Annotated in this window: 25 protein-coding genes; 7 read left to right on the forward strand and 18 right to left on the reverse strand. The window is 51.8% G+C overall.

The annotated features are described in order from the left end of the window. Positions 1-3: 3 nt before the first annotated feature. On the reverse strand, positions 4-1,347 hold the full coding sequence (locus BS639_RS10075) for an aminotransferase class I/II-fold pyridoxal phosphate-dependent enzyme (RefSeq protein ID WP_084983025.1): 1,344 nt from the start codon (positions 1,345-1,347) through the stop codon (positions 4-6). Between the two features lie 188 nt (positions 1,348-1,535). Between BS639_RS10075 and BS639_RS10080 the strand changes: the two genes are divergently transcribed. From BS639_RS10080 to tatA, 6 genes are all read left to right on the forward strand, one after another. Next, complete coding sequence (locus BS639_RS10080; RefSeq protein WP_084983037.1) at positions 1,536-2,492, forward strand: substrate-binding domain-containing protein; 957 nt, start codon at positions 1,536-1,538, stop codon at positions 2,490-2,492. A 77-nt stretch (positions 2,493-2,569) separates the two neighbouring features. Continuing rightward, entirely contained in the window at positions 2,570-3,364 is a 795-nt protein-coding gene (locus BS639_RS10085) for a deaminated glutathione amidase (protein ID WP_055777124.1), read from the forward strand. A gap of 222 nt (positions 3,365-3,586) precedes the next feature. Further along, positions 3,587-4,483: an ABC transporter substrate-binding protein gene (locus BS639_RS10090; protein WP_055777127.1), complete on the forward strand. Its 897-nt coding sequence runs from the start codon at positions 3,587-3,589 to the stop codon at positions 4,481-4,483. Further along, positions 4,480-5,424 (forward strand): amino acid ABC transporter permease, encoded by a 945-nt coding sequence (locus BS639_RS10095; RefSeq protein ID WP_084983026.1) that lies wholly within the window; start codon positions 4,480-4,482, stop codon positions 5,422-5,424. The genes BS639_RS10090 and BS639_RS10095 overlap by 4 nt, the downstream gene beginning before the upstream one ends. After that, on the forward strand, positions 5,421-6,206 hold the full coding sequence (locus tag BS639_RS10100) for an amino acid ABC transporter ATP-binding protein (RefSeq protein WP_055777131.1): 786 nt from the start codon (positions 5,421-5,423) through the stop codon (positions 6,204-6,206). The genes BS639_RS10095 and BS639_RS10100 overlap by 4 nt, the downstream gene beginning before the upstream one ends. 330 nt (positions 6,207-6,536) lie before the next feature. Then, positions 6,537-6,734 carry a Sec-independent protein translocase subunit TatA gene (tatA, locus tag BS639_RS10105; RefSeq protein WP_017491379.1) on the forward strand — a complete coding sequence of 66 codons (198 nt, stop codon included), beginning with the start codon at positions 6,537-6,539 and terminating at the stop codon, positions 6,732-6,734. A gap of 98 nt (positions 6,735-6,832) precedes the next feature. On the opposite strand, the gene lipA is transcribed toward tatA, so the two are convergent. The 13 genes from lipA to leuS all read right to left on the reverse strand — a co-directional run bounded on the left by lipA (position 6,833) and on the right by leuS (position 20,717). Next, complete coding sequence (gene lipA, locus BS639_RS10110; RefSeq protein ID WP_055777134.1) at positions 6,833-7,798, reverse strand: lipoyl synthase; 966 nt, start codon at positions 7,796-7,798, stop codon at positions 6,833-6,835. A 166-nt stretch (positions 7,799-7,964) separates the two neighbouring features. Beyond that, a complete protein-coding gene (lipB, locus tag BS639_RS10115) occupies positions 7,965-8,666 on the reverse strand; it encodes a lipoyl(octanoyl) transferase LipB (RefSeq protein WP_084983027.1) in 702 nt (233 codons plus the stop codon). 84 nt (positions 8,667-8,750) lie between these two features. Beyond that, a complete protein-coding gene (gene ybeD / locus BS639_RS10120) occupies positions 8,751-9,014 on the reverse strand; it encodes a DUF493 family protein YbeD (protein WP_055777140.1) in 264 nt (87 codons plus the stop codon). Positions 9,015-9,149: 135 nt separating this feature from the next. Then, entirely contained in the window at positions 9,150-10,361 is a 1,212-nt protein-coding gene (gene dacA / locus BS639_RS10125) for a D-alanyl-D-alanine carboxypeptidase DacA (protein ID WP_055777152.1), read from the reverse strand. A 301-nt stretch (positions 10,362-10,662) separates the two neighbouring features. Next, positions 10,663-11,832, reverse strand: a complete 1,170-nt coding sequence (gene rlpA, locus BS639_RS10130) for an endolytic peptidoglycan transglycosylase RlpA (protein WP_084983028.1) — start codon at positions 11,830-11,832, stop codon at positions 10,663-10,665. A 9-nt stretch (positions 11,833-11,841) separates the two neighbouring features. Beyond that, the gene (gene mrdB / locus BS639_RS10135) at positions 11,842-12,954 is read right to left on the reverse strand and encodes a peptidoglycan glycosyltransferase MrdB (RefSeq protein WP_055777157.1); all 1,113 of its coding nucleotides are present in this window, start codon (positions 12,952-12,954) and stop codon (positions 11,842-11,844) included. Between the two features lie 6 nt (positions 12,955-12,960). Next, on the reverse strand, positions 12,961-14,865 hold the full coding sequence (gene mrdA, locus BS639_RS10140) for a peptidoglycan DD-transpeptidase MrdA (RefSeq protein WP_084983029.1): 1,905 nt from the start codon (positions 14,863-14,865) through the stop codon (positions 12,961-12,963). Between the two features lie 42 nt (positions 14,866-14,907). Continuing rightward, positions 14,908-15,378, reverse strand: coding sequence for a 23S rRNA (pseudouridine(1915)-N(3))-methyltransferase RlmH (gene rlmH, locus BS639_RS10145; RefSeq protein ID WP_055777163.1), 471 nt, complete (start codon positions 15,376-15,378; stop codon positions 14,908-14,910). A gap of 3 nt (positions 15,379-15,381) precedes the next feature. After that, complete coding sequence (gene rsfS, locus BS639_RS10150; RefSeq protein ID WP_055777166.1) at positions 15,382-15,699, reverse strand: ribosome silencing factor; 318 nt, start codon at positions 15,697-15,699, stop codon at positions 15,382-15,384. Between the two features lie 84 nt (positions 15,700-15,783). After that, the gene (nadD, locus tag BS639_RS10155; protein ID WP_084983030.1) at positions 15,784-16,461 is read right to left on the reverse strand and encodes a nicotinate-nucleotide adenylyltransferase; all 678 of its coding nucleotides are present in this window, start codon (positions 16,459-16,461) and stop codon (positions 15,784-15,786) included. Next, a complete protein-coding gene (gene holA / locus BS639_RS10160) occupies positions 16,461-17,501 on the reverse strand; it encodes a DNA polymerase III subunit delta (protein WP_055777170.1) in 1,041 nt (346 codons plus the stop codon). The genes nadD and holA overlap by 1 nt, the downstream gene beginning before the upstream one ends. After that, the gene (gene lptE / locus BS639_RS10165) at positions 17,498-18,067 is read right to left on the reverse strand and encodes an LPS assembly lipoprotein LptE (RefSeq protein ID WP_055778217.1); all 570 of its coding nucleotides are present in this window, start codon (positions 18,065-18,067) and stop codon (positions 17,498-17,500) included. Before lptE ends, holA begins: the two co-directional genes overlap by 4 nt. A gap of 67 nt (positions 18,068-18,134) precedes the next feature. Further along, complete coding sequence (gene leuS, locus BS639_RS10170) at positions 18,135-20,717, reverse strand: leucine--tRNA ligase (protein WP_084983031.1); 2,583 nt, start codon at positions 20,715-20,717, stop codon at positions 18,135-18,137. A 312-nt stretch (positions 20,718-21,029) separates the two neighbouring features. Between leuS and BS639_RS10175 the strand changes: the two genes are divergently transcribed. Then, positions 21,030-21,551 (forward strand): zinc ribbon-containing protein, encoded by a 522-nt coding sequence (locus BS639_RS10175; protein ID WP_084983032.1) that lies wholly within the window; start codon positions 21,030-21,032, stop codon positions 21,549-21,551. Between the two features lie 64 nt (positions 21,552-21,615). Here BS639_RS10175 and BS639_RS10180 read toward each other — a convergent pair whose 3' ends face one another. The 4 genes from BS639_RS10180 to BS639_RS10195 form a co-directional block, all read right to left on the reverse strand. Beyond that, on the reverse strand, positions 21,616-22,341 hold the full coding sequence (locus BS639_RS10180; protein WP_055777179.1) for an amino acid ABC transporter ATP-binding protein: 726 nt from the start codon (positions 22,339-22,341) through the stop codon (positions 21,616-21,618). Next, positions 22,338-23,015, reverse strand: coding sequence for a glutamate/aspartate ABC transporter permease GltK (gltK, locus tag BS639_RS10185; RefSeq protein ID WP_055777182.1), 678 nt, complete (start codon positions 23,013-23,015; stop codon positions 22,338-22,340). Before gltK ends, BS639_RS10180 begins: the two co-directional genes overlap by 4 nt. A 3-nt stretch (positions 23,016-23,018) precedes the next feature. Further along, entirely contained in the window at positions 23,019-23,759 is a 741-nt protein-coding gene (locus BS639_RS10190; RefSeq protein WP_055777184.1) for an amino acid ABC transporter permease, read from the reverse strand. Between the two features lie 210 nt (positions 23,760-23,969). Further along, positions 23,970-24,866: an amino acid ABC transporter substrate-binding protein gene (locus BS639_RS10195; protein ID WP_055777187.1), complete on the reverse strand. Its 897-nt coding sequence runs from the start codon at positions 24,864-24,866 to the stop codon at positions 23,970-23,972. Between the last annotated feature and the right edge of the window lie 403 nt (positions 24,867-25,269).

Below are 25,269 nucleotides of genomic sequence, written 5' to 3' on the forward strand. Positions count from 1 at the left end.
CGGCTATCCCATCGCCAGCAGGATGGCATCGGCGATAATTTCAACCTGATCCAACTTCATCATGCTGGTGCTGGCGCGAATAAATTGTCCGGGTCCAATGCGACTGCGTTCACCGGGTAAAACGGCGATGCCGCGCGCCGCCAGCGTCACCAGCGCAAACTGTTCTGAGGGCACCGGGATTAAAATTGACAGCCCTTCACGTGGCGGCAGATGAATACCGCGCACCGCCAGTGCATCAATGAGCGCCTGTCGGCGCTGCGCATAAACCCTTTTCGCCTCCACAATTTCTTCTTGAGTAATGGGATCGTTAATCAACCATGCCAGCGTGTGCTGCAAAATTCGGCTAGACCATCCGGCACCAAAATTGCGGAACGATTTGATTTGTTTGATTAAGTCGTTTGAGCTTGAGATAACGGCCATGCGCAGGTCTGGGCCGTAGGCTTTAGAATACGAGCGTACATGCACCGTGCGTTTAGGCAAAAAGGTGCCCATGCTTAGCGGTTCGGTACGGGCAAGTTCCCCGATGCCGTCGTCTTCAATAATCAGCGCCTGGCTGTTCTGTAAAATCTCCGCCATGTCCGCTAAACGCTGACGACTAATAATATGGCCAGTGTGGGAATGAGTGCGGGGCTGATAAATAAACGCCGCAGGATTTTTCACCAGTGCGGCCTGTAGTGATTCTGGCGTTGGCCCAAACTCGTCACATTTTACCGCAATCACCTGAGCGCCAATGTTGTCGAGCATATCGAGCAAGCGCGTGGCTGTGGGGTCTTCAATCGCCACTACCGAACCTTGCATGATAAGCGTTTGCAGTGTGAGATTCATGGCATCGAACCCGCCGTCGGCGGCCATAAATGCGTCTGCGGCATAGGGCCAGCTTGGTTTTACTGCATCGACTAACACTGACGAAATAGCTTCACGCTGATAGCTGTTGAGGTTTTCTGTTTCAACGCTGCTTAACAAAGCCTGGTTGAGTCGGGGCAGCAGCTGCGGATCGGGCGCAGCCAAGGTCATATCGGCGATAATATGGTCGCCAAAATTACCAATTTTCTCGAATCTTGCAGGGCGGGGGGAAAGAGTATCTCCGCAGACCCAGACCCCATTGCGGCCTCGACCGGCAATAACTTTCTGGCGTCTTAGCTGACCCCAGGCGGCCGATACCGTGGCAGGGCTCACACCAAGCGCCTGTGCCAATTCGCGAACTGCCGGTAGATGGGTGCCAATTTCAATCACGCCCGAGCGGATCATTGCCGCGGTTTCAATTGCAATGCCACGCATCGATCGGTCCTGCAAATGACCGGCAAACCATTCAGCATCCAGCGCTTTATCATTCACACTTACACCCATCAAATCACCTTTTGTTCAGTAACAAAGATTCTATTGTACATATTAATTTATGCTATTAGTATCAAACTTAGTCAACGGAGGCGATATATTAATCACATCATGATGAATGTGATCACTCTCCGCTCGGGCATGCAGGGTTTGTGTGCTCTTTTGTAAAAAACAATTTTGCAGACATTAAGGGGAAAAACGTGGCAATAACTATCAGGCTGGCGGTTCGCGACTGGGATTATTTTACGCCGTTGGCACTCGGCGATATCAAGCCTGAGGGATTTAATCTCGAAATTGACCGCGTGGGTACCTTGGTTGGAGACCTGGCAACGACTGAGCAGTATGACGCCGCTGAAATCTCTTTTAGCCGCTATGCTCAAGGCCGCGCCAAGGGTGAAGATGACGTGCTAGCCGTGCCGCATTTCCTGATGCGCGGTTTTCGTCAGCGCTGCATTATTACTCGTGAAGACAGCCCGTTGACTAAAATTTCAGAGCTGGCGGGTAAACGCATTGGGTTAACCGGCTGGCAAGATTCGGGTAATACTTGGACGCGTACCGTGCTGGGTGTTGATGGTGTGGGTATAGAAGACGCTTATTGGTATGCCGGTCGTCTGACTGAGGCGCATCCGATTGTCGACCGCCTGAACGGCTTTGGTCGAGAGGGGCGCATTGAGGCTTGCCCAGGTGAGCGGCCAATGATGGAACTGTTGAAAGAAGGCTGGTTGGACGCCGTATTTACGCCATTTATGCCTGAAGGATTCTTTAAACCAGGATCGGGCTTCCGCCAGTTGCAGCCTGATTTTCGTCAGTCCGAGCTTGAGTATTTTAATCGCGTTGGCTATGTGCCGGGCATGCATATTTTGGCTATCAAGACCGACGTTGCCGCCGAGCATCCTTGGCTGGCCGACGCGTTGAGTGAAATTATTGATAAGTCTTATCACGTGTGGATGGACAAGCGCGTGAAGTATGCAGATACCACGCCTTGGCTACTGGACGACATTCGTCGCACCGTGGTGGATTTGCCGGTGAGCTGGAACGACAACGGTTTCGAGCATAACAAGAAAATGATCGACGACTTTGCCAATGAGCTTTATGTTCAAAACATTACCGCAGTGCGCCTGACGTCTGCCGACTTATTCCCCGCTTACGCCAAATAACGGCGAATAATTAAGCGCGAGTGAATGTTACTTCACTGCATCACCTTTTACGTCTAATCAGGGCGTGAGGAATAGAAATGAAAGTTGCAATGGGTCAATTTGCCGTTTCACGCGAGTGGGAAACCAACGTTGAAACATGCCTGACGCTGATGGCGAAATCGCTGGCTGCGGGTGCCGACCTGCTGGTGTTGCCTGAGGGTATTTTAGCGCGAGATATTACCGATCCCGACCTGGTTTTAAAGGCCGCGCAGCCGCTGGACGGCCCGTTTGTTTCCAAGCTGCTCGCCGCCAGCAAGGGCAATCAGTTGACCACCATGATGAGTATTCACACGCCAGCACCGGACGGTCGTGCGTGGAACGTGTTGATTTCTATCCGTAATGGCGAAATTATTTCTCAATACCGCAAGCTGCATCTCTATGATGCCTTTGCCAATAAAGAGTCTAAAAACGTCACTGCAGGAACGGAAGTTCCACCACTGGTTGAGGTGGCAGGCTACAAAGTAGGCCTGATGACCTGTTATGACGTGCGCTTCCCAGAACTGGCCCGTCGCTTGGTATTAGACGGTGCAGAAGTGCTGGTTCTGCCGGCTGCCTGGGTCAAAGGGCCGCTGAAAGAGATGCATTGGGAGGTGCTGGTTACCGCCCGCGCGCTGGAAAACACCAGCTATATCGTTGCAGTCGGCGAATGTGGTGAGCGCAATATTGGTAACAGCATGGTGGTTGACCCACTCGGCGTGGCGATTGCCCGTGCTGCCGAAGCTCCGGCGCTAGTGTTTGCCGAGCTTGACCGTGAACGCTTGGCCTATGCCCGCAAAGCATTGCCAGTACTCGAGAATCGCTGTTTTGGTACTCCACAGCTGAAAGAGGTTTGACCCCAGTAAAACACCTGCCTGATTGCGTCAACCTAACGTTATCGGCAGGTAGGCAGTAAAAGCGCGAACCAACACCAGGGAGCGCGGTACCAAATCCGTTTTTTCAGCGCCGGAAATCACGGTAAAAAATCTAAGGCGTCCAGGAGAATCGCACCACGGAAGGTGCTAAAAATAAGAAATTCACAACATTCACAACACCTATTCCATACAGAGGATTTTGAGATGATGGCAAAACAATTTCGACGTGCCGCTGTTCTGACTACTGCGTTACTTTCAATAAATACCTTTGCAGCTGAAACTGTTGCTATTCCTGACGTTAAAATGGACCCGGCTTTGCACGCCAAATTACCCGCTGAAATTCAAAAATCAGGCGTACTGACCTCGGTAAATAACGGATCTTTTCCTCCGTACGAAATCGTTACCGGCACGAATTCACTAGACGGTGCGAGCGCTGACCTTGCGCACTCCATGGGGCAACTGCTGGGCGTGAAAATTGAGCATGCTTCAGTGAGCGGGCTGTCGGGAATTTTAACCGGTATCTCCTCTGGCCGTTATCAGATGGGCATCGGCCCAATCGGTGACTATCCTGAGCGTCAGGCTAAAAACGATTTTGTCGATTTCGTTAAAGAATACGTGGCCTTTGCCGTGCCAAATGGTAATCCGAAAAATATTCAGTCATTGGCCGACACCTGCGGCCTGCGCATCGCTGTCATGGCGGCGGGTTCTGCCGAAAAAGTTATTAAGCAGCAGTCGGAAGACTGTGTGAAAGCAGGCAAAGAGGCGATTACTGTTCAATCATTTACCGACCAGCCAACCTCGATTTTGGCCGTGCGCTCCAAGCGTTCCGATGCTTTCTTCTCTTCTCAGGCGCCACTGTCTTACTTTATCAAAGAATCAAATGGCCAACTCACGTTGGCGGGCGCGGGCAAATCAAACGGCTTCAACGACATCTTCCAGGGAACCGTGGTGCCAAAAGATTCCGAGATCGGCAAAGTGGTGTTGGCGGCCTATCAGGAGCTGTTCACCAACGGAACCTATGCGGCGATCATGAAAAAATGGGGCCTTGAAGGCAACATGCTTCAGGCGCCGGGCATCAATTTGGGAAAACCCACTAAATGACCGATAAAACGACCCCGGACCCACGACGTAACGTTGAGTTTGCTCATGCGCCGAGAAACTACGGTCGTTGGGTCGCCTGGATAGTGGTCCTGATTCTTGCCGCTGATGTGATTATCAGCGTAGCCCTTAATCCGAACTTCGAGTGGCACGTTGTGGCACAGTGGTTTACCGAAGCATCGGTGATAAAAGGTCTAGGCGTCACGTTGGGTCTTACTGTGGTGTCGATGGTGCTGGGTACGCTGCTGGGCCTGCTTCTGGCGGTGGGGCGCTTGTCACAAAGCCTGCTGCTGCGTCGTCTTTCAGGCCTGTATGTGTGGTTTTTCCGCGGCACGCCGCTGTTGGTGCAGCTGTTGTTCTGGTACAACATGTCTACGCTGTTCCCGCACGTTGCATTGGGACTGCCGTTTGTTGGGCCGACGTTTGCCAGCTGGAACACCAATGACCTGATTACGCCATTGACGGCGGCGATTGCTGGTTTGGCGCTGAATGAAGCGGCATACATGGCCGAAATTATTCGCGCCGGACTGCTGTCGGTTGATAACGGACAGGCGGAAACAGCCCAGGCATTTGGTATGAGCCGAGGCCGTGCGCTGCGCCGCATCATTATTCCACAGGCTATGCGCTCAATCATTCCGCCCACCGGTAACCAGTTGATTAGCATGATTAAAGCAACCTCGCTGGTCAGCGTTATCGCGATGGGTGACCTGCTGTATTCGGTGCAAACCATTTACAACCGCACCTTTGAAGTGGTGCCGATGCTGATGGTGGCGGTGATTTGGTATCTGCTGATCACCTCCGTGCTTAACGTTGGGCAGTCATTCATCGAGCGTTTTTATTCTAAAGGCACACGCCGCACTGTGGCTGCCAAGCGCCGTCCTGCAGCCGCAGCGGGTAAAGTGGTGGCCGAGCAGCCTAATCTGGCTCAGAAGGGGGAGCTATGAGCTCGACGCTGTCCGATGGGCAAGCCCTGCTTGTGACCGCGCGTAACGTGCATAAAAGTTACGGCGACAATGAAGTATTGAAAGGCATCGACCTGGATGTTAAGCCGAGTGAAGTGGTGGTCATTCTAGGCCCTTCTGGTTCGGGAAAATCGACCTTTCTGCGCTGTATCAACCATTTGGAAGATATCGATCGCGGGACCATTATGGTCGGCGGCGAGCAAATAGGTTATGAGCTGCACGGTGACCAGCTGCGCAAGCTTTCCGAGCGTGGTATCGCCCGCCAACGCCGTGATATCGGTATGGTCTTTCAGCAGTTCAACCTCTATCCGCATATGACTGTGTTGCAAAATATTGTAGAAGCGCCGATTGGCGTGCATAAGCAAAACCGCCACGAAGCCGAGGCCTATGCGCGTCAACTGCTGGAAAAAGTCGGACTGAGCGATAAGGCCGATGCATATCCTCGCCATCTATCCGGCGGACAGCAGCAACGTGTGGCGATCGCCCGTGCTTTGGCGATTAAACCCAAACTGATGCTGTTTGATGAACCCACCTCGGCGCTTGACCCGGAGCTGGTGGGCGAAGTGTTGGCGACTATGCGCAGCTTGGCGGAGCAGGGATTGACCATGATTGTTGTGACGCATGAAATTGGTTTTGCGCGAGAAGCCGCCGACCGGGTGGTATTTATGGATGGGGGCCACGTTATCGAGCAGGGACCGCCGGAAGAGGTGCTGGTAAATCCGCAGCATCCGCGTTTCCAGGCGTTTCTAAGCCGCTTTATCTAAGCAGTTGAAAACAGGAAGTGCGGGGGAGTTGAGCTGCAATTTTGATCTCGACCCTCCACCTTTTTTGTTGTAAAGCTGTTGAGTTTTAGTTAAAGGTAGCACGCAAGGTTTGTTTCCATTGGGGGAGCGGGCGTATAATCTCGGCACTTTTCATGCCCTATGGCGCTTTGTAAGAAAAATAATATAACAAAGAAATGCTTTAACGTACGACCATGCAGGCTCATAATGAGTTAATGGTTACAATACGTACAGGGATGGAATTCAGGTCGCCTGCGCGACAATTTTATTCTCCAGCTGTTAAATTCAGCAATCAGTGTAAAGAAGGTATTTATGGAAGGTTTGAGTATTACTAAACTGTTAGTTGTCGGCGTGCTGATTGTGCTGCTTTTCGGTACCAGCAAACTTCGCTCCCTCGGTGGTGACCTTGGCGCAGCGTTGCGTGGCTTCAAAAAAGCCATGAATGACGATCCGGCTCCGGTCGCTAAAGCTGATGCACAGGCTGAACAGCGCGTTGAGCATAAGGACTGATCTCACCCTTCGGCTGTGGCCACGGTGATGTTGGTATAAAAAAAGCTGCTTATATAAGCAGCTTTTTTTCTGTCTGATCAGCCAGAAATAGGACCGAATTACTTAACCTCGATACCCTTGGCCTGCAGATCAGCATGGTAAGACGAGCGAACGAAAGGACCGCAAGCAGCGTGGGTGAAGCCCATCGCCAGCGCTTCTTCTTTCATTTGTTCAAACTCTTCGGGGCTGACGTAGCGCTGCACCGGTAAATGGTGGCGGCTCGGCTGCAAATATTGGCCCAGCGTCAACATCGTTACGCCGTGACGACGCAGATCGCGCATCACTTCAATAATCTCTTCGTTGGTTTCGCCCAGGCCTACCATCAGACCCGATTTGGTTGGGATCTCAGGGTGCGCTTCTTTAAAACGCTCAAGCAGTTTCAACGACCACTCATAGTTTGCACCCGGACGAACCTGACGATAAACGCGCGGCACGTTTTCCAGATTGTGGTTAAACACGTCTGGCGGAGCGGCATTAAGGATCTCAAGAGCGCGATCCATACGGCCACGGAAGTCGGGAACCAGCGTTTCAATCTTAATGGTCGGGTTTTTCTCGCGAATAGCGGTAATGCAGTCAGCAAAGTGCTGAGCGCCGCCGTCGCGCAGGTCATCGCGGTCAACCGAAGTGATAACTACATAGCGCAGACCCATATCGGCGATTGTCTGGGCTAGCTTAAGCGGCTCATTGGTGTCTGGTGCGACCGGACGGCCGTGAGCAACGTCGCAGAACGGACAACGACGGGTACAGATGGCACCAAGGATCATAAAGGTAGCCGTACCGTGGTTGAAACATTCTGAAAGGTTAGGGCATGCGGCTTCTTCACAAACCGAGTGCAGGCCATTTTTGCGCAATGCGGCTTTAATGCCCTGAATACGACTGGAGTCAGCAGGAAGTTTGATTTTCATCCAGGCTGGCTTGCGAAGCATTTCCTGCCGGTCTGTGACCACAGTTTTCACCGGGATTAACGCCATCTTATCAGCATCGCGATACTTGACGCCGCGTTCCATTTGAATCGGTTTACTCATAATCTTGCAGGTTCCAGTATTGTCTCTCGCGGGCGAGATTTTTCAAGACATTCAATGAACTAGCTGCTTCATTAAAAAATAATAGAAAATATGCAGAAATTATATCATTGAAGCGGCATCGCTTAAAGTAACGACAACTTGCTTTGTTAAAAAGATGTAAATGTTTTTATTTTGCGGGCAATGTGTCTGTAGCGCATTGAGGATAATCTTCAAGCTGCCAAGGAAGGTAGTCAACTTGTTGATAGTCAAGCTGTTTGTTAAATGCTCTAACCAAAGCAGGCATCACTTGATCCACCGTAATCCCCGGTTTTTCGAGGCTGGCCTGAGTCATTTGCAATCCGGCATAACCGCACGGATTGATACGCTGGAACGGTTCTAAATCCATATCAATATTCAGCGCCAATCCGTGGAGTGAACAGCCTCGGCGTATACGCAGGCCGAGGGAGCATATTTTTTTACCGTCAACGTAAACACCTGGCGCATCGGCTCTCGGGTAAGCTTCGATGTTAAAAAATGCCAGCGTATCGACAACAGTTTGTTCAATAGCGGTGACAAGCTGACGTACGCCCATTTTTCTGCGCTTGATATCAACCATCACATACATCACCTGCTGACCCGGTCCGTGGTAAGTCACCTGACCGCCGCGATCGCTTTGAATCACCGGAATATCACCGGGAAACAGCACGTGTTCAGCCTTGCCGGCCTGACCCTGAGTAAAAACTTTCGGGTGCTGTACCAGCCAGATTTCATCTTGGGTTTCAGCAGTGCGCAAATCGGTGAAGACGTGCATGGCACGCGAGACGGGTTCGTAAGGTTGCAGGCCAAGCTGGCGCAGGGTGATGCGGTCTTGCAGTTTTTCTCGTTGCACGGCGATTATCGTCTTTCTGAGAATAGAGCAATAAAATGAAATCAGCGTAACACACCAAGGGCGTTACGCTGATATTTACTGTTTTTACAGGACCATACGCACAATTTCGATATTACCTAGCTCTGCGTACAGGGTTTCGACCTGATCGATATGCGTTGCTGTGATGGTAATAGAAACTGAATGGTAGTTGCCCTTGCTGCTTGGTTTTACCTGCGGGTTGTAATCGCCAGGCGCGTGACGCTGCACGACTTCCACAACCTGGTCAACCAACTCGGGCTGCGCCAGACCCATCACTTTGTAAGTGAATGAGCAGGGGAATTCGAGTAGTTCGTTAAGTTTGGTTTTCATGTGCACTCCCGCGTAGTGTTGTTACTGCTAATTTGCTTAGGTTCTATAAATTATAACTCCCGCCGGAGCGGGAGTAGAATTATATACTAATCATGCGGGGTCAAAGTGCACATTTTCAACCCCTCTCGCGAGCTTTTAGCCAAACCAATGATGGAGCATCAGTTTAATATAATCCACGATGCGGCTAACGAAACCGCCTTCTTTAACTTCGTTTAAAACAACAAGAGGACGTTGGTCGATGGTCTTGCCGTCCAGTTGGAAGTTAATGGTGCCAACTACCTGATTTTTCTGCAGTGGTGCATGGAGTTCAGTATTGTTCAACACGTAGCTGGCTTTCAAATCTTTCATGCGGCCGCGTGGAATCGTCAGGTAGGCATCTTTATCAACGCCAAGCTGTACGCTGTTGCTGTCGCCGAACCACACCGGTTCTGAAGCAAATTCTTTGCCCGCTTTCAGCGGCGCAACGGTTTCAAAGAAGCGGAAGCCCCAGGTCAGCAGTTTTTTACTTTCAACTTCACGACCTTTATAGGTATGGCCACCCATCACTGCGGAGATCAAACGCATCTGGCCTTCAGTCGCCGAGGCAACCAAGTTATAACCGGCTGATTCAGTGTGGCCGGTTTTGATGCCGTCAACCTGAAGGCTTGAGTCCCACAGCAGGCCGTTACGGTTCATCTGGCGGATGTTGTTGAAGGTGAACTCTTTCTCTTTGTAGGTCGCATACTCTTCCGGTACGTCGCGGATCAGTGCTTGACCAATCAGCGCCATGTCGCGTGCCGAGCTGTATTGACCTGCTGCATCAAGGCCATGTACGGTGCCAAAATGGGTATTTTTCAGGCCTAGGGCATTCACGTAGTTATTCATCAGGCCAACGAATGCGTCCTGACTGCCGGCGACGTAGTCAGCCATAGCCACGCAGGCATCGTTGCCTGATTGCAGAATAATGCCGCGGTTCAGTTCGGAAACAGGCACGCGATCGCCAGGCTTAAGGAACATCAGCGAGGAGCCTTTGAACACCGGATTACCGGTTGCCCACGCGTCTTTACCCACGGTAACGATGTCGGACGGCGTAATTTTTCCTGATTTAATCGACTGACCAATGACATAGCTGGTCATCATTTTTGTCAAGCTGGCAGGATCGCGGCGCGCGTCGGCGTTCATTTCGGCAAGGACTTTGCCAGAGTTGTAATCAATCAGAACGTAGGCTTCGGCATCGATTTGCGGAACGCCAGGGATCATAGTCTTAAGGTTTACATCGTCGGCGAAGGCGGCAGACGCTGAACTTAGAGAAATGACTGTGCCAAGTGCAATGCCCTTGACTAAACGAGAAGGAGTAGCAAGTTTCATGATTGAGACAACAACATCCGTAAAGGTAAATTAAAAAACGTGCCACACTATATCAGAACAGACACAGTCAGACATCTGCGAATACGGTGGCTTGCGAGCATTTACTGAATTTTACAAGCTGTTACCCGCGACGAACTTCAACTTCCTTGGCTGCGTAAGTTAATCCGAATGGCTTACTGGTGTAAGCATATCGAATTAACTTACTGGCTGCCTTGCTATAGCACCTATGACTTTGCGGGCTTTTGGTCGTTCTTGTCGCTATTGCCTAGGATTTTAGGGGGTTCTTAATTCGTTGCCTTGGTTACATCGCTGAGGCTGATACCACGAACGACTGCTGCTGCGCTTCACTCGACAGACGCTGTTGCAGCTGAGCGGCCTGCTGACGGCTGCTAAATGGCCCCAACTGTACGCGATAATTACTGCCGTTAGGTTGTACTTTGCCCGGCACGGCAAATCGTTTGCTCAGGCTTTTTTGCCACAGTTCGGCATTTTGTGCATTCGCCAACGCGCCGACCTGCACCATAAAGCCACCGCCGGTAACTGGGGCAGACTGGCGTGTAGCAGGACGCGCAACGACTGGCGCAGCAACGACCGGTGCTGCTGCGGCGATAGCGGTGTGTGAGCTATTGCTGCTGGACATTGGGGCGTCGTCTTGTGCGCTGACCGGTGCTGGGGTGCTGCTTTCAAGCACGCCCGAAGGCAAAGGTTTAGGCGCCTGCAGGAAACCGCTGCCAGTGGAGGCCGAAGTCCCCGCTGCGCTGCCGTCGCCGTTGGCATCATCGCCCTGAGTGTTCAATGTGCTGTTATCGACAGGTTTTACAGCAGCACCAACAGCGGGCGGTGCGGCCAGAACCGGCGTGCCAATATCGCTTGCGCCAAGGGTTGGACGTGAAGGCAGAGCATAAGTCTGCTTCGCAACCGTGGTGCCTACCGTACCTGGGCCCGAGAGGGTGCCGTCCGGCGCGACATTAATAATATCGAGTTTAACGCGGGTGCTGTTGGTCAGGTTCAGTCTGTCGAACGCCGATTTTGACAGATCGATAATTTTGTCTGAGGTGAACGGACCGCGATCGTTAATGCGCACAACCAGCATGCGGCCATTCGCCAAGTTAGTGACGCGCACATAGCTTGGAATAGGCAGAGTAGGGTGAGCGGCGGTCATCGCTGAGGAGTCAAACTCTTCACCGCTGGCGGTCACATTGCTGCCCGTTTCACTGCCGTACCAGGTGGCGGTGCCGGTCTGCGTGAAGCGTGAAGCATCTTTAATTATCTTGTAGCTGTTGCCATTCGCTTTGTAGTCGTTATTAGCATTGGCGTTCAAGGGTTCATACACAGGATCGGCGCCGCCAATCTCGACTACCGGCCCGTTATAGGCAGGCTCTGGAGCAGCCTGCTGCGGTTGATTGTCTGGAGAACTACAGGCACTCAATAACAGCCCGGCGATGATCGCCCCAATCCACTGCTTACGCATTGCTCACCTCTATAAATTTTTTGATAACATTTTTCGATGAGTATGTATCGACATGACGATACCAAACCCAGCCATCAGCACAATTAACGCTGAACCACCATAACTGACCAGAGGCAAAGGTACCCCCACTACCGGCACTATACCACTCACCATGCCTATGTTAACAAAGACATAAACAAAGAATATCAACATTAACCCTCCTGACATGACGCGTCCGAAGGTGGTTTGGGCTTTGGCGGCAATCACCAAGCCACGGGTAATCAGGCATAAGTAAAGACCCAATAGCACCAATACGCCAACCAGACCTAGCTCTTCGGCCAATACGGCGAAGATAAAGTCGGTATGACGTTCTGGCAGAAACTCTAGCTGTGACTGGGTGCCGTGCAACCAGCCTTTGCCCGAGAAGCCGCCGGAGCCGATGGCAATTTTTGACTGAATAATGTGATAACCCGCACCAAGTGGGTCGCTTTCCGGATTAAGCAGCATCATCACGCGATCGCGCTGATAGTCATGCATCAGGAAGAACCAGAGTATTGGAATAAATGCCGCCACCAGTATGGCGGCGCAGGCGATAAGCTTCCAGCTCATACCCGACAGGAACAGCACGAAAATGCCCGAAGCGGCGATCAAAATCGAGGTGCCGAGGTCAGGCTGTGCGGCGACCAGCAGCGTAGGCAAGAAGATGAGGATTAAGGCAATCGCGGTGTTTTTCAGCGACGGTGGGCAAATATCGCGGTTGATAAAGCGCGCCACCATCAATGGAACGGCAATTTTAGCTAACTCCGAGGGTTGGAAGCGGATTATGCCAAGGTCTAGCCAGCGCTGTGCGCCTTTACTGACCTGGCCGAAGGCGTCAACCAGCACCAGCAGAAATACACAGAATATATACAGATAGGGCGCCCAGCTTTCATAAACGCGCGGCGGGATCTGCGCCATCACTAGCATGATTACCAGACCGCCAGCTATCTGACCCAGTTTGCGCTCCATCATGCCGATATCCTGCCCGCTGGCGCTCCAGATAACGAAAGCGCTGTAAACCAGCAAAGCCAGCACGATAAGCAGGAGCGTGATGTCGATGTGCATTTTCTGCCACAGCGACCCTTTTTGTTGGCTTTCAGTCATTCTACGTTAATCACCTTCGATGCCGGGCGGAGCAGGTGCTTCGTCCGGTAATTTAGTCGTATTATCGCCCAAGAGTATATGGTCGAGTATCTGCCTTGTTATGGTGCCCACTGCCGGACCAATACCCCCGTTCTCCAACACCACGTTTACTGCCACGGTAGGGTTGTCGTAAGGGGCAAAAGCGTTCATCAGCTTGTGGTCACGCAGATGCTCTGCGATTTTATGTGCGTTATAGGTTTCGTTGGCTTTTAGGCCATAAACCTGCGCCGTACCGGATTTCGCCGCCGCTTTGTAGGGCGCATCCATGAAGTATTTACGCGCCGTTCCGTTTGAACGGTTTGCCACACCAAACATGCCGTCTTTGGCCAGTTCCCAATATCCTGAGTGCACGTCGCCAATCTGTGTCACTTCCTGCTGCTGATAAGGGACTTTAGTCAGGCCTTGCTGCGTGCTGAGCAACAGGTGCGGCGTTTTCACATTGCCGTCGTTAATCAGTGTGGTCAGTGCTTTCATATTCTGAATCGGGGTAGCCGTCCAGTAACCCTGGCCGATGCCCACTGGAATGGTGTCACCCTGATACCACGGCTTTTTAAAGCGTTTAAACTTCCAGTCACGCGTTGGCATGTTGCCGTTGCGCTCTTCCGACAGGTCGATGCCGGTATATTGGCCAAAGCCAAACTTGCTCATCCAGTCAGATAAGCGATCGATACCCATGTCGTACGCCACCTGATAGAAGAAGGTATCGGCGGACTCTTCGAGAGCCTTGGTGACATTTAATCTGCCGTGACCCCAGTGTTTCCAGTCGCGGTAGCGCTTGTCAGATCCCGGAAGCTGCCACCAACCTGGGTCAAACAGCGAGGTGTTTTTGTTGATAACGCCCGCCGTCAGTGAAGACACGGCAATATACGGCTTAACCGTCGAGGCCGGAGGATACACGCCCTGCGTCGCACGGTTGATAAGCGGTCGGTCAGGGTCGTTAAGTAAGGTGTTGTATGCCTTACTCGAAATTCCGTCTACAAACAGGTTTGGATCATAACTTGGATTTGAAACCAGCGCGCGAATGCTGCCGTCTCGCGGGTCGGTCACCACTACCGCGGCGCGGCTGCCGCTGAGCAACTCTTCAATATAGACCTGTAGCGGCAGGTCGAGGGTTAACGTGATGTCTTTACCCGCCTGCGGAGGTTCTTCGTGTAATTGGCGAATCACTCTGCCTCGGTTGTTAACTTCAACCTCGGCATAGCCGGTTTTACCGTGCAGCGTATTCTCGTAGTAGCGCTCTATGCCGAGCTTGCCGATATCGTGGGTGGCGGCGTAGTTAGCAAGAATACCGTCTTTGTCGAGCCTTTCAACGTCGCGATCGTTAATTTTTGAAACATAACCTATCACGTGTGTCAGCGCTGAACCGTAGGGATAGTAGCGACGCTGATAGCCTTTGACTTCTACGCCGGGAAAGTTGAACTGATTGACCGCAAAGCGCGCGACCTGGACCTCGGTCAGCCCAACTTTTACCGGGATAGAGGTAAAACGTCGCGCGCGTTTGCGTTCTTTATAGAAGTTATCAATATCTTCAGGCGTGAGTTCGGCAATCGGCGTTAGCGCGGCCAACGTTGCTTTTACGTCGTCGACCTTCTCCGGCATCATTTCCAACTGATAAATGGTGCGGTTTAGCGCCAGCGGGGTGCCGTTGCGGTCGTAAATAATCCCACGGCTTGGGGCAATAGGAACCAGTTTGATGCGGTTATCATTCGATCGGGTCTGAAAATCCTGAAAACGCACCACCTGGATAGTGTAGAGATTGTAAACCAATATGCTGCTAAGTAGCAGAATGCCAAAAAGCGCCACCAGTGCACGGCGCACAAACAGGGCTGATTCAGCCGTATAGTCGCGAAAAGGGTTACGATCTATTTTCATCCCACTACTTAATTCACTGTGCTGCTGATATTGACCAACCGATTACTCGCGGTGGTACGGATGATTAGTGGTGATACTCCAGGCACGATAAAGGCTTTCAGCCACCAGAACCCGGACCAGCGGGTGTGGCAGCGTCAGCGGAGAGAGCGACCAGCTCTGAACCGCGGCCTCTTTACATGCTGGAGCCAGCCCTTCAGGACCGCCAATAAGCAAACTGACATCTCTGCCATCTTGCTTCCAGCGCTCGAGCTGTTGGGCCAACTGCGGTGTCTCCCAGGGGGTTCCCGGAATATCCAGCGTAACGATACGATTGCCTTTTCCAATCACCGACAGCATCTGTTCGCCTTCTTTTTCAAGAATACGTTTGATATCCGCGTTCTTCCCACGTTTACCAGCGGGCACTTCAATCAATTCAAACGGCATGTCTTTTGGGAAACGGCGAAGATAATCCGTGAAGCCAGTCTGCACCCAATCGGGCATTTTTGTGCCCACGGCGACGAGTTGCAGCTTCACAAATTAACCCCAAAGCTTCTCAAGTTCGTACAGCAAACGGCTCTCTTCCTGCATGACGTGAACGATCACCTCACCCAGGTCAACGACAACCCAGTCAGCCTCGTTAATACCTTTGATACCGTGAGCATCAAGACCGGCGGCTTTGGCTTCTTCAACCAAATGGCCAGCGATGGAAACAACGTGGCGGCTTGATGTACCAGTACAGATAACCATGCAGTCAGTGATGCTTGATTTGCCAGCAACATTAATAGAGATAATGTCTTGTGCTTTGAGGTCATCAATTTTGTCGATGACGAATTCTTGGAGCGCTTTACCTTGCAAAGATTCCCCCTGGGGATTGAGTAGTTCTGGAACCGAAAATTAAGCGGCGGAGTATAACACGCGTTGCTTATACGCGTTATTTATTCACGACGTAAAGTGTTCGCGATACAGCCCCTGTGATTCGATATAGCGCTCAACCGAGAAGGGAAGTAAATCTGAGCAATCGCGGCCCTCATGTCGACGCTGGCGTATTTCTGTCGCAGAAATATCCAGCAGCGGAGTATTGGCTTGATAAATACAGCCTTGAGGACGTTGCCTGAGCTGACCGGCATCTTCTGTTATGTGCGCATCGTACCAACGCTGCAACGCGGGAGTGTCAAGCTCGCGGGCATATCCCGGACGGGCTAAAACCACCAGATGACAGACGTCGAGCAGTGATTCCCAGCGGTACCATTTGTAAAGCGTTAGTAATGAATCTTGGCCAATGATAAACGCCAAAGGCTGTTCAGTGCCACGTTCTTTACGTAACGTTTCAAGAGTCTCGATGGTGTAGGAAGGTGTATCGCGTTGAAGTTCACGTGAATCCACTGAAAACAATGGGTTACCCTCAACGGCCAGCTGTGCCATTTTTAGGCGCTGAGCTGAACTTGCCTCAGGCTGAGGGCGATGAGGCGGCACATTATTGGGCAGCAGAATCACTTTTTCGAGCTGGATCTCACAGGCCAACTGTTCAACCGGACGCAAATGACCGTAATGAATCGGGTCAAAGGTGCCGCCGAACAGCGCCATCAGTTCATTTTCACCAGTATTACCTAAGGTCATTACAACGTTCCTGAATCAATAAAGCTCGGGGGAAGCGGTTTTCCACACAGCAGCATGGAAAGGCTTTCCAGTTCGGGCCATACCGATTGACCATAGTCCTGTTTGAGGCGAATTTCCATTTGTGTCAGCAACTGCACCGCCTGATTAAGCTGCCGAAGGGATAAGCGCTGTAGTGCTTGGGTCACCAGCGTGCGGCGGTTCTGCCACACTTTGTACTGATCGAACAGGTTGCGTAGCGGCTGGTTGTCCATTTTACGGCGCAGGTTAACCAGCATCATCAACTCCCGCTGCAGGGTGCGTAGCAAGATGACCGGCTCGCTGTCTTCCTGTTGCAGTTGGCGCAGAATATGCCACGATCTTTTGCTTTTGCCCGCAAGAAGCGCATCAATCCAGTGATACGGCGTAAAGTGCGCGGCATCGTTTACCGCTTCTTCAACGCGCGGCAGTGTCAGTTTGCCGTCGGGATAGAGTAGGGCGAGCCTTTCGAGCGACTGGGCCAGCGCCAGCAGATTCCCCTCATAGCAATAACAGAGCAACTGATTAGCAGGGTCATCGAGCTCGAGCGACAGTGCTTTGGCGCGTTTGGCGACCCAGCGCGGCAGCTGTGCCTGTTCTGGCGTCTGACAGGTAACAAATACTGTGCGCTCGCTGACGGCCTTAAACCAGGCGCTGTTTTCCTGCGCTTTGGTTAGCTTGCCCGCACGCAGGATAAGTAAAATATCATCATGCAGAAGGCTGACCAGCGTTTTGAGCTGTTCGGCCATCGGTGCAGAAGGGCCATTTTCTGGAAAATGCAGCGTCAGGGTTTGGCGTGTGGCAAAAAGGCTGAGCGCCTGACAGCTGCTGAATATTGTGTCCCACTCGGTGTGGGCATCAAGAATAAAACTGAAGTGTTCGCTAAACTCGGCGGCATTGGCGGCCTGACGCACAGCGTCCTGGCTTTCTTGGAGCAAAAGCGGGTCGTTACCACATAATAAATAACAAGCGCGCAGCCCCTCTCGGAGCTGCGCGGCAAGTTGTTCAGGATAAATACGGATCATTTCGTGACGGTACTGGCCGCAGGGGCTTTTCCAACGCTGATGATTTCAGGCGTGCCGTTCACTTCATCTTTTTTCGTCAGCTCTGAGGCGTGAACCGTCAGGAGTTTACGAATAAGTTGCTGTGCGGCCTGTTCACGCATCTCTTTGTCGATAATATCCTGCTCGGCGTCTTTAGCTAACGCTGCCAGTGGGTTATCGAAGAAAGAGCGGAACACAGTCACGCTAATCGGATAAATATCTTTACCCGGCATCAGCACCTGCGCCCTGACCGTCATCTCTTTCTGGTACTCGGCAGCCTTGCCGTCCTGGAAGATAGAGGCAGTTGACTGACCCGCTGTTGCGCCAATTATACGCAGCTCGGGCAGGCTTTTCTTGGCGGAAACCGTAGGTTCAACAACGGTAACATCGCTCAGTTTAAGCTGATCGCGAATTTCACGCGTTAGCGGACCGTACGGGTCGTAGCTAAAGAGCGTGATGGTTTTCAGCTCTTCAGGAACGTTAGTCGTGCCGCGCAAGTGGAAGCCGCAGCCCGAGGTCACCAGCACGACAGCGCTCAGCAACAGCATCAAAAAACGATGACGCCCGAAATAATTGTGTTCCAAAAGTTTTTCTCGCAAAAAAAGCCTCCTTGACTTAACCCACTACCAGGTTAAGCAGTTTGCCTGGCACGTAGATTACCTTGCGCACTGTAACCCCATCCAGATATTTTGCGACCAGATACTCTTGTGCCGCTAATTCGCGAACCTGCTCTTCCGTCGCGTCTGCTGCAACGGTTATCTTGGCACGTACTTTACCATTTACCTGTACGACTACCAGCTTAGAGTCTTCAACCATCGCTTTTTCGTCCGCTACCGGCCAAGGCGCAGTATCCACGTCACCTTCGCCACCCAGCGTTTGCCACAGGCTAAAGCACACGTGCGGTGTGAACGGATAAAGCATGCGAACGACGGCCAGCAGGGCTTCCTGCACAAGAGCGCGATCCTGCTCGGTGTCCTGAGGTGCACGGCCCATCTTGTTCATCAGTTCCATAATAGCCGCAATGGCGGTATTGAAGGTCTGACGGCGGCCGACATCGTCGGTCACTTTAGCGATGGTTTTGTGCAGGTCGCGACGCAGGTCTTTCTGTTCGGTGGTCAGTGTCGCCACGTCCAGTGCAGCAGTAGCACCTTTTTGCGAATGTTCAAAGGCCAGTTTCCAGACACGTTTCAGGAAGCGGTTAGCACCTTCAACGCCTGATTCCTGCCATTCCAGCGTCATTTCTGCCGGTGAGGCAAACATCATGAACAGACGCACAGTGTCGGCGCCATATTTCTGAACCATCACCTGCGGGTCGATACCGTTATTTTTGGACTTGGACATTTTGCTCATGCCCGCGTACACCAGCTCGCGACCTTCTGGATCGGTAGCTTTAACGATACGGCCTTTCTCGTCACGCTCAAGCGTAGCATCGACGGGAGAAACCCAGACGCGTGCGCCACCGTCATTGAGATAGTAGAAGGCATCTGCCAACACCATGCCCTGACACAGTAGACGTTTTGCCGGTTCGTCTGAGGTAACCAGACCCGCATCACGCATCAGTTTGTGGAAGAAGCGGAAGTACATCAAGTGCATGATGGCGTGTTCAATACCGCCAACGTATTGGTCTACTGGCAGCCAGTAGTTGGCCGCAGCCGGGTCGAGCATGCCCTTGTCGTAGTCTGGGCAGGTGTAGCGTGCGTAGTACCAAGACGACTCCATAAAGGTGTCGAAGGTGTCGGTTTCGCGCAGTCCTGGCATGCCGTTAACGGTGGTCTTGGCCCACTCGGGATCGGCTTTGATAGGGCTGGTGATACCGTCCATTACCACGTCTTCCGGCAGGATAACCGGCAGTTGATCTTCTGGCGTAGGAATAACAGTACCGTCTTCCAGCGTGATCATCGGGATTGGCGCACCCCAGTAACGCTGGCGTGATACACCCCAGTCGCGCAGGCGGTAGTTAACTTTACGCTCACCCACGCCCAGGCTAACCAGCCTGTCGGCAATAGCGTTAAAGCCCTGCTCGTGGTCAAGACCGTCGAACTCGCCTGAATTACACAGCACGCCTTTTTCGGTCATTACGGCCGTTTTAACGTCAGGCACGCTGCCATCGGCGTTAAGGATAACCGCGTCGATAGGCAGGTCGTATTTGGTCGCAAACTCCCAGTCACGGGCGTCATGGCCAGGAACGGCCATCACTGCGCCCGTACCGTATTCCATCAGAACAAAGTTGGCGACCCAGATTGGAATGTTTTTACCGGTCAGCGGATGCACGGCGAACAGGCCTGTCGGCATGCCTTTTTTCTCCATGGTCGCCATTTCTGCTTCGGCAACCTTGGTATTACGGCATTCGTCGATAAAATCGGCCAGCGCAGGCTGTGAGGCGGCCGCCTGGAGTGACAGAGGGTGACCCGCCGCAACCGCCGCGTAGGTTGCACCCATAAAGGTGTCTGGACGCGTGGTGTAAACGGTCAGTTTTTCTTCACTATTTTGAACGTCGAAGGTTATCTCGACGCCTTCTGAACGGCCAATCCAGTTACGCTGCATAGTCTTGACCTGTTCAGGCCAGCTCTCAAGCGTATCCAGGTCGTTCAGCAACTGGTCGGCATAGGCGGTGATTTTAATAAACCACTGTGGGATCTCTTTACGTTCCACCTTGGTATCACAACGCCAGCAGCAGCCATCGATAACCTGCTCATTCGCGAGAACGGTCAGGTCGTGCGGGCACCAGTTAACGGCTGAGGTTTTCTTATAAACTAAGCCTTTTTCGTACAGCTTGGTAAAGAACCATTGCTCCCAGCGATAGTACTCAGGCTGACAGGTCGCAAGTTCGCGGTCCCAGTCATAGCCGAAGCCCAGCAGTTTAAGCTGGTTCTTCATATATTCGATGTTTTCGTAAGTCCACGGAGCCGGCGCGGTGTTGTTTTTAACAGCCGCACCTTCAGCTGGCAAACCAAATGCGTCCCAGCCGATAGGCTGTAGAACGTTTTTACCGAGCATGCGCTGATAGCGGGAAATCACGTCACCAATGGTGTAGTTACGAACGTGACCCATGTGCAGACGGCCTGATGGATAAGGCAACATGGAGAGGCAGTAATACTTCTCTTTTCCAGGCTGTTCGGTAACTTTGAAGGTTTGCTTCTCTTGCCAGTGAAGTTGAACCTGTGACTCTATATCTTCTGGACGGTATTGCTCTTGCATGGCGGCCGATGGTCCTGTGAGTGAAAAACAGCTACATCCGTAGCCCTATTTCGTTAATCAAATATCAAATGATGCGTTAATAACAAAAGTTTCAAACAGATCCGCATAGCATAGCTGATAAGCGGCAAGGGCAACAACACCCAGCGCCATGCCAGAGGCTTTTTATCCTGATCTGCTGAGGATTATTTTTCGGACAAAGCGGAAACTGTGGTCTGCGTCCGCCGCATTCAGGGATTAGTGACTAAAATAAAGTGAAGAGCTTCAAAGTGAAAGCGTTGTTTTAGGTGTGAAAACCGCACGAAAGGAGAAATTATGAATAATGAACAGCAGGACTATCGCCAATTAATGGCGTCATTGACGGAGCGCCTGCGCGGCGGTGAACGCGATATTGACCTGTTAGTGCATGACGCACGGGAAACCCTGAAAAGCGAAGGCCATCTTTCACCAACCGAGATTGACCGCCTGACGCTGTCCGCAAGACGTGACTTGCAGGAGTTTGCCCGCATCTACGGCGAGTATGCGCCGGCACACCGAGCAGCAGTAAAGCCGCCCGAAACGAACAGTGGCGACGAAGACAGCGTATTTATGCGAGTGATAAAAGAAAGTCTGTGGCGTGAGCTGGCCGACATTACTGATAAAACGCAGCTGGAATGGAAAGAGGTGTTTAAAGACGTAAACCATCACGGCGTGTACCACAGCGGTGAGGTGGTCGGACTCGGGGATTTAATCTGCGAGAAGTGTCATTTTCAGCTGTCGGTTTATACCCCGGAAATTCTAACCAAATGTCCCGAGTGTGGTAACGACGAGTTTACCCGCCGAGCGTTTGAACCCTAAACTCCTTCGTTACTGGAGCTACAGCGGCGATGGCTGTAGCTCCAACGACGTTGAAGATTGACTATTAATGTAAAATTTTGGCTAAGAAGTCGCGTGCACGGTCGGATTCTGGATTATTAAAGAAGTCGTCTTTATTACGATCCTCAACAATTTTTCCTTCATCCATAAAGATAACGCGGTTTGCCACTTTGCGGGCAAAGCCCATCTCGTGAGTCACCACCATCATGGTCATGCCTTCGTTCGCCAGTTCGACCATAACGTCGAGCACTTCGTTGATCATTTCCGGGTCAAGCGCCGAGGTCGGCTCATCAAACAGCATGGCGATAGGATCCATGCACAGCGCACGGGCGATGGCCACGCGCTGCTGTTGTCCGCCTGAAAGCTGGCCGGGGAATTTGTTGGCATGCGCAGAAAGGCCGACGCGTTCGAGCAGCTTAAGGCCTTTTTCTCTGGCCGCGGCTTTATCACGCTTCAACACTTTAACCTGCGCCAGGGTCAGGTTTTCAACGATCGACAGGTGGGGGAACAGCTCAAAATGCTGGAACACCATGCCGACTTTTGCACGCAGTTGGGCAAGGTTGGTTTTTTTATCATTAACCGGCGTACCGTTCACCAGAATCTCGCCTTTCTGGATAGGCTCCAGCCCGTTAACGGTTTTGATAAGCGTTGATTTGCCTGAACCAGAAGGACCGCAGACCACCACCACTTCACCTTTCTTAACTTCAGTACTGCAATCGGTCAGCACCTGGAAGTGACCGTACCACTTGGAGACATTTTTCAGCGAAATCATGAAAGGGTCCTTTTCTTCAAATAGCTCACCAGCAAAGAGGCAGAGATGCTGATAACAAAGTAAACAAATCCGGCAAACAGGATCATTTCGACCTGCGTTCCGTCACGCTCGCCGATATTGGTTGCCGTGCGGAAGAAGTCCGCCAGGCTCAACACGTACACCAGCGAAGTATCCTGGAATAATACGATGGCCTGAGTCAGCAGCAGCGGCACCATGGCGCGAAACGCCTGAGGCAAAATAATCAGCTGCATCGACTGCCAGTGGGTCATACCGAGTGCCAGCGCGGCGGAAGACTGTCCGCGGGCAATACTTTGAATACCGGCGCGGATGATCTCGGAATAATAAGCCGCTTCGAACAGCGCAAAGGCCACCATCGCGGAGATCAGACGAATATCGGTTTTTGGCGACAGCCCGAGCACCTTTTGCAGGAAACTTGGCACCACCAGATAAAACCACAGCAGGACCATAACCAGCGGCACGGCGCGGAACAGGTTAACGTAAATGCGCGCAAACCAGCTGATAGGCTTGAAGCTCGACAGGCGCATTACCGCCAGCAGCGTTCCCCACAGGATGCCAAAGACGATAGCAATAGCGGTAATTTCGAGAGTAATCACCATGCCGTTAAGCAGGTAGGGCAGGCTGGGGACTACTGAACTCCAGTCAAATTGATACATAAATTATTTGCTCCCCATTGTGCCCGGCAGGCGAATCTTGCGTTCAACCTGTTGCATGATAAGCATAATGACCGCGTTGATGAGGACGTAAGCCAGCGTGATGGCGGCAAAAGACTCGTAGGCATGGGCGGAATAGTCGAGCAGTTTGCCCGCCTGTGCCGCCATGTCGACCAAGCCGATGGTGGAGGCAATCGCCGAGTTTTTTACCAGGTTAAGCATCTCTGAAGTCAACGGCGGCACAATGACGCGATAGGCGTTGGGCAGCAGCACGTAGCGATAGGTTTGCGGCAGGGTCAGACCCATGGCCAAACCGGCAGCCTGCTGGCCGCTTGGCAGAGATTGAATCGCGGCGCGCACCTGCTCGCAAACGCGGGCAGCGGTGAACAAGCCGAGGCAAACCATGGAAGAGACAAAGAATTGAACGTTTGGATCCAAATCCTGTTTAAACCACATGCCGATATTTTCGGGCAGCAGCTCAGGTACCACTAAATACCAGATAAAGAACTGCACAATCAGCGGTACGTTACGGAAAAGCTCAACGTAACAGGTGCCAAGAGTGGAGAGAAAACGGTTCGGCACCGTGCGTAAAATACCGAACACTGAGCCTATGAAAAATGCAATTACCCAGGCGCAGAGTGAAAGTGCAATCGTGACCTGAAAACCAGACCAGATCCAGCCGAGATACGTGGTATTACCGAACGGGGCCTGTTCGAGAAAAATGCCCCAATTCCAGCCTGAAGACATAAAAAACTCCGATTATGGTGTTGCCTTGCCGAGTGATGACGTTACAGATGAGTGTTTCACTTTTTAAAAGAATTGCGGGGTGGGGAACGACCACCCCGCATTCTCCCTGCTGTTTCGCAGGTTCCTGTCCCTGTCTGTACTCTAGGACATCATCACTTCCCCTTTGCCTAGCCGCAGAGCCGATGGCACAGGGGATACTTCAGTGTTGAGTTACAGCGCTTTGTCATTAGGCGCTTTGAACAAAGCTTTCATGTCGTCGGACAGTTCAAAGTTCATGTTCAGATTTTTTGGAGGAATAGGTTTTTTGAACCAGGTTTCGAACCATTTGGTCGCTTCGCCTGAGGTTTCGGCAGTAGAGATGGTGTCATCAACCAATTTCTTGAACTCAGGATCGTCTTTACGCAGCATACAGCCGTAGGCTTCCTTCGACTGTGGCGTACCCAAAATGACCCAGTCATCAGGTTTTTTGGCTTTAGCACGTTCGCCGGCCAGCAGGGCATCATCCATCATAAAGGCCGCGGCGCGACCGGTTTCCAGCGTGCGGAATGAGTCACCGTGGTCTTTGGTGCTGATGATTTTCATGTCCAGTTTTTTGTCGTCGTTCAGCTTGTGCAGCAGAACTTCAGACGTCGTTCCTGAAGTGACAACCACGGTTTTGCCTTTCAGGTCTTCGAAATCTTTAATCGGCGAGCCTTTCTTAACCAGCAGGCGAGTACCGATCACGAAGATGGTATCTGAGAAAGCGGCCTGTTGCTGACGCTCAAGATTGTTAGTGGTTGAACCACACTCAAAATCGTAAGTGCCGTTTTGCAGCAGCGGGATACGGTTCTGTGAAGTAATCGGCAGCATTTTTACCTGCAGATTAGGTGCGTTCAGCTTTTTCTTGACGGCATCAACGATGGCGTTTGAAAAATCCTGTGAGTAACCCACCACTTTTTGCTCATTGTTGTAATAAGAGAATGGCACGGAAGATTCGCGGTGGCCGACAACGATCACGCCATTATCTTTAATTTTTTTCAGCGTACCAGTCAGTTCTTCGGCATGGGCTAGGCTACTTGCGGCGACACTTGCCAGCAGTACCGACAACACCAGTTTGCGCATTTGCATGGTCCAACTCCTTTGCTTAGTGATGGATCCTCCGTAAAGGATCAAATATGAATCCGGTAATAAATCTTTCGTAAACCCGCTCGCCGCTTAGTTCACAGCGATCTCTGCAATGAGAAGATAGCGTAATGTGAACAATGTGAAATCATTATGTTTCTTTTTTGAGACTAAGCGCGCACCAAATCCAAGCAACCAGCGGCTGTTGCACTGTAATGGTGACCGTTTATTCATCAAAATGTGTCAAAACGATGCAGCGAGCTAATATACGTTTATAAATAAGATATCTTTCAACAAGATGAAGCAAGATGCATGCCAGCTGGATGCATAAGCCGAATTTATCGTCAGCCAGTGACGTTAAGCAAAGTGAATAAAAAACCGAAAAAGGCGGGAAAACAGCAGGCTTAAT

Source organism: Rouxiella silvae (assembly GCF_002093625.1).
Taxonomy (GTDB): domain Bacteria; phylum Pseudomonadota; class Gammaproteobacteria; order Enterobacterales; family Enterobacteriaceae; genus Rouxiella; species Rouxiella silvae.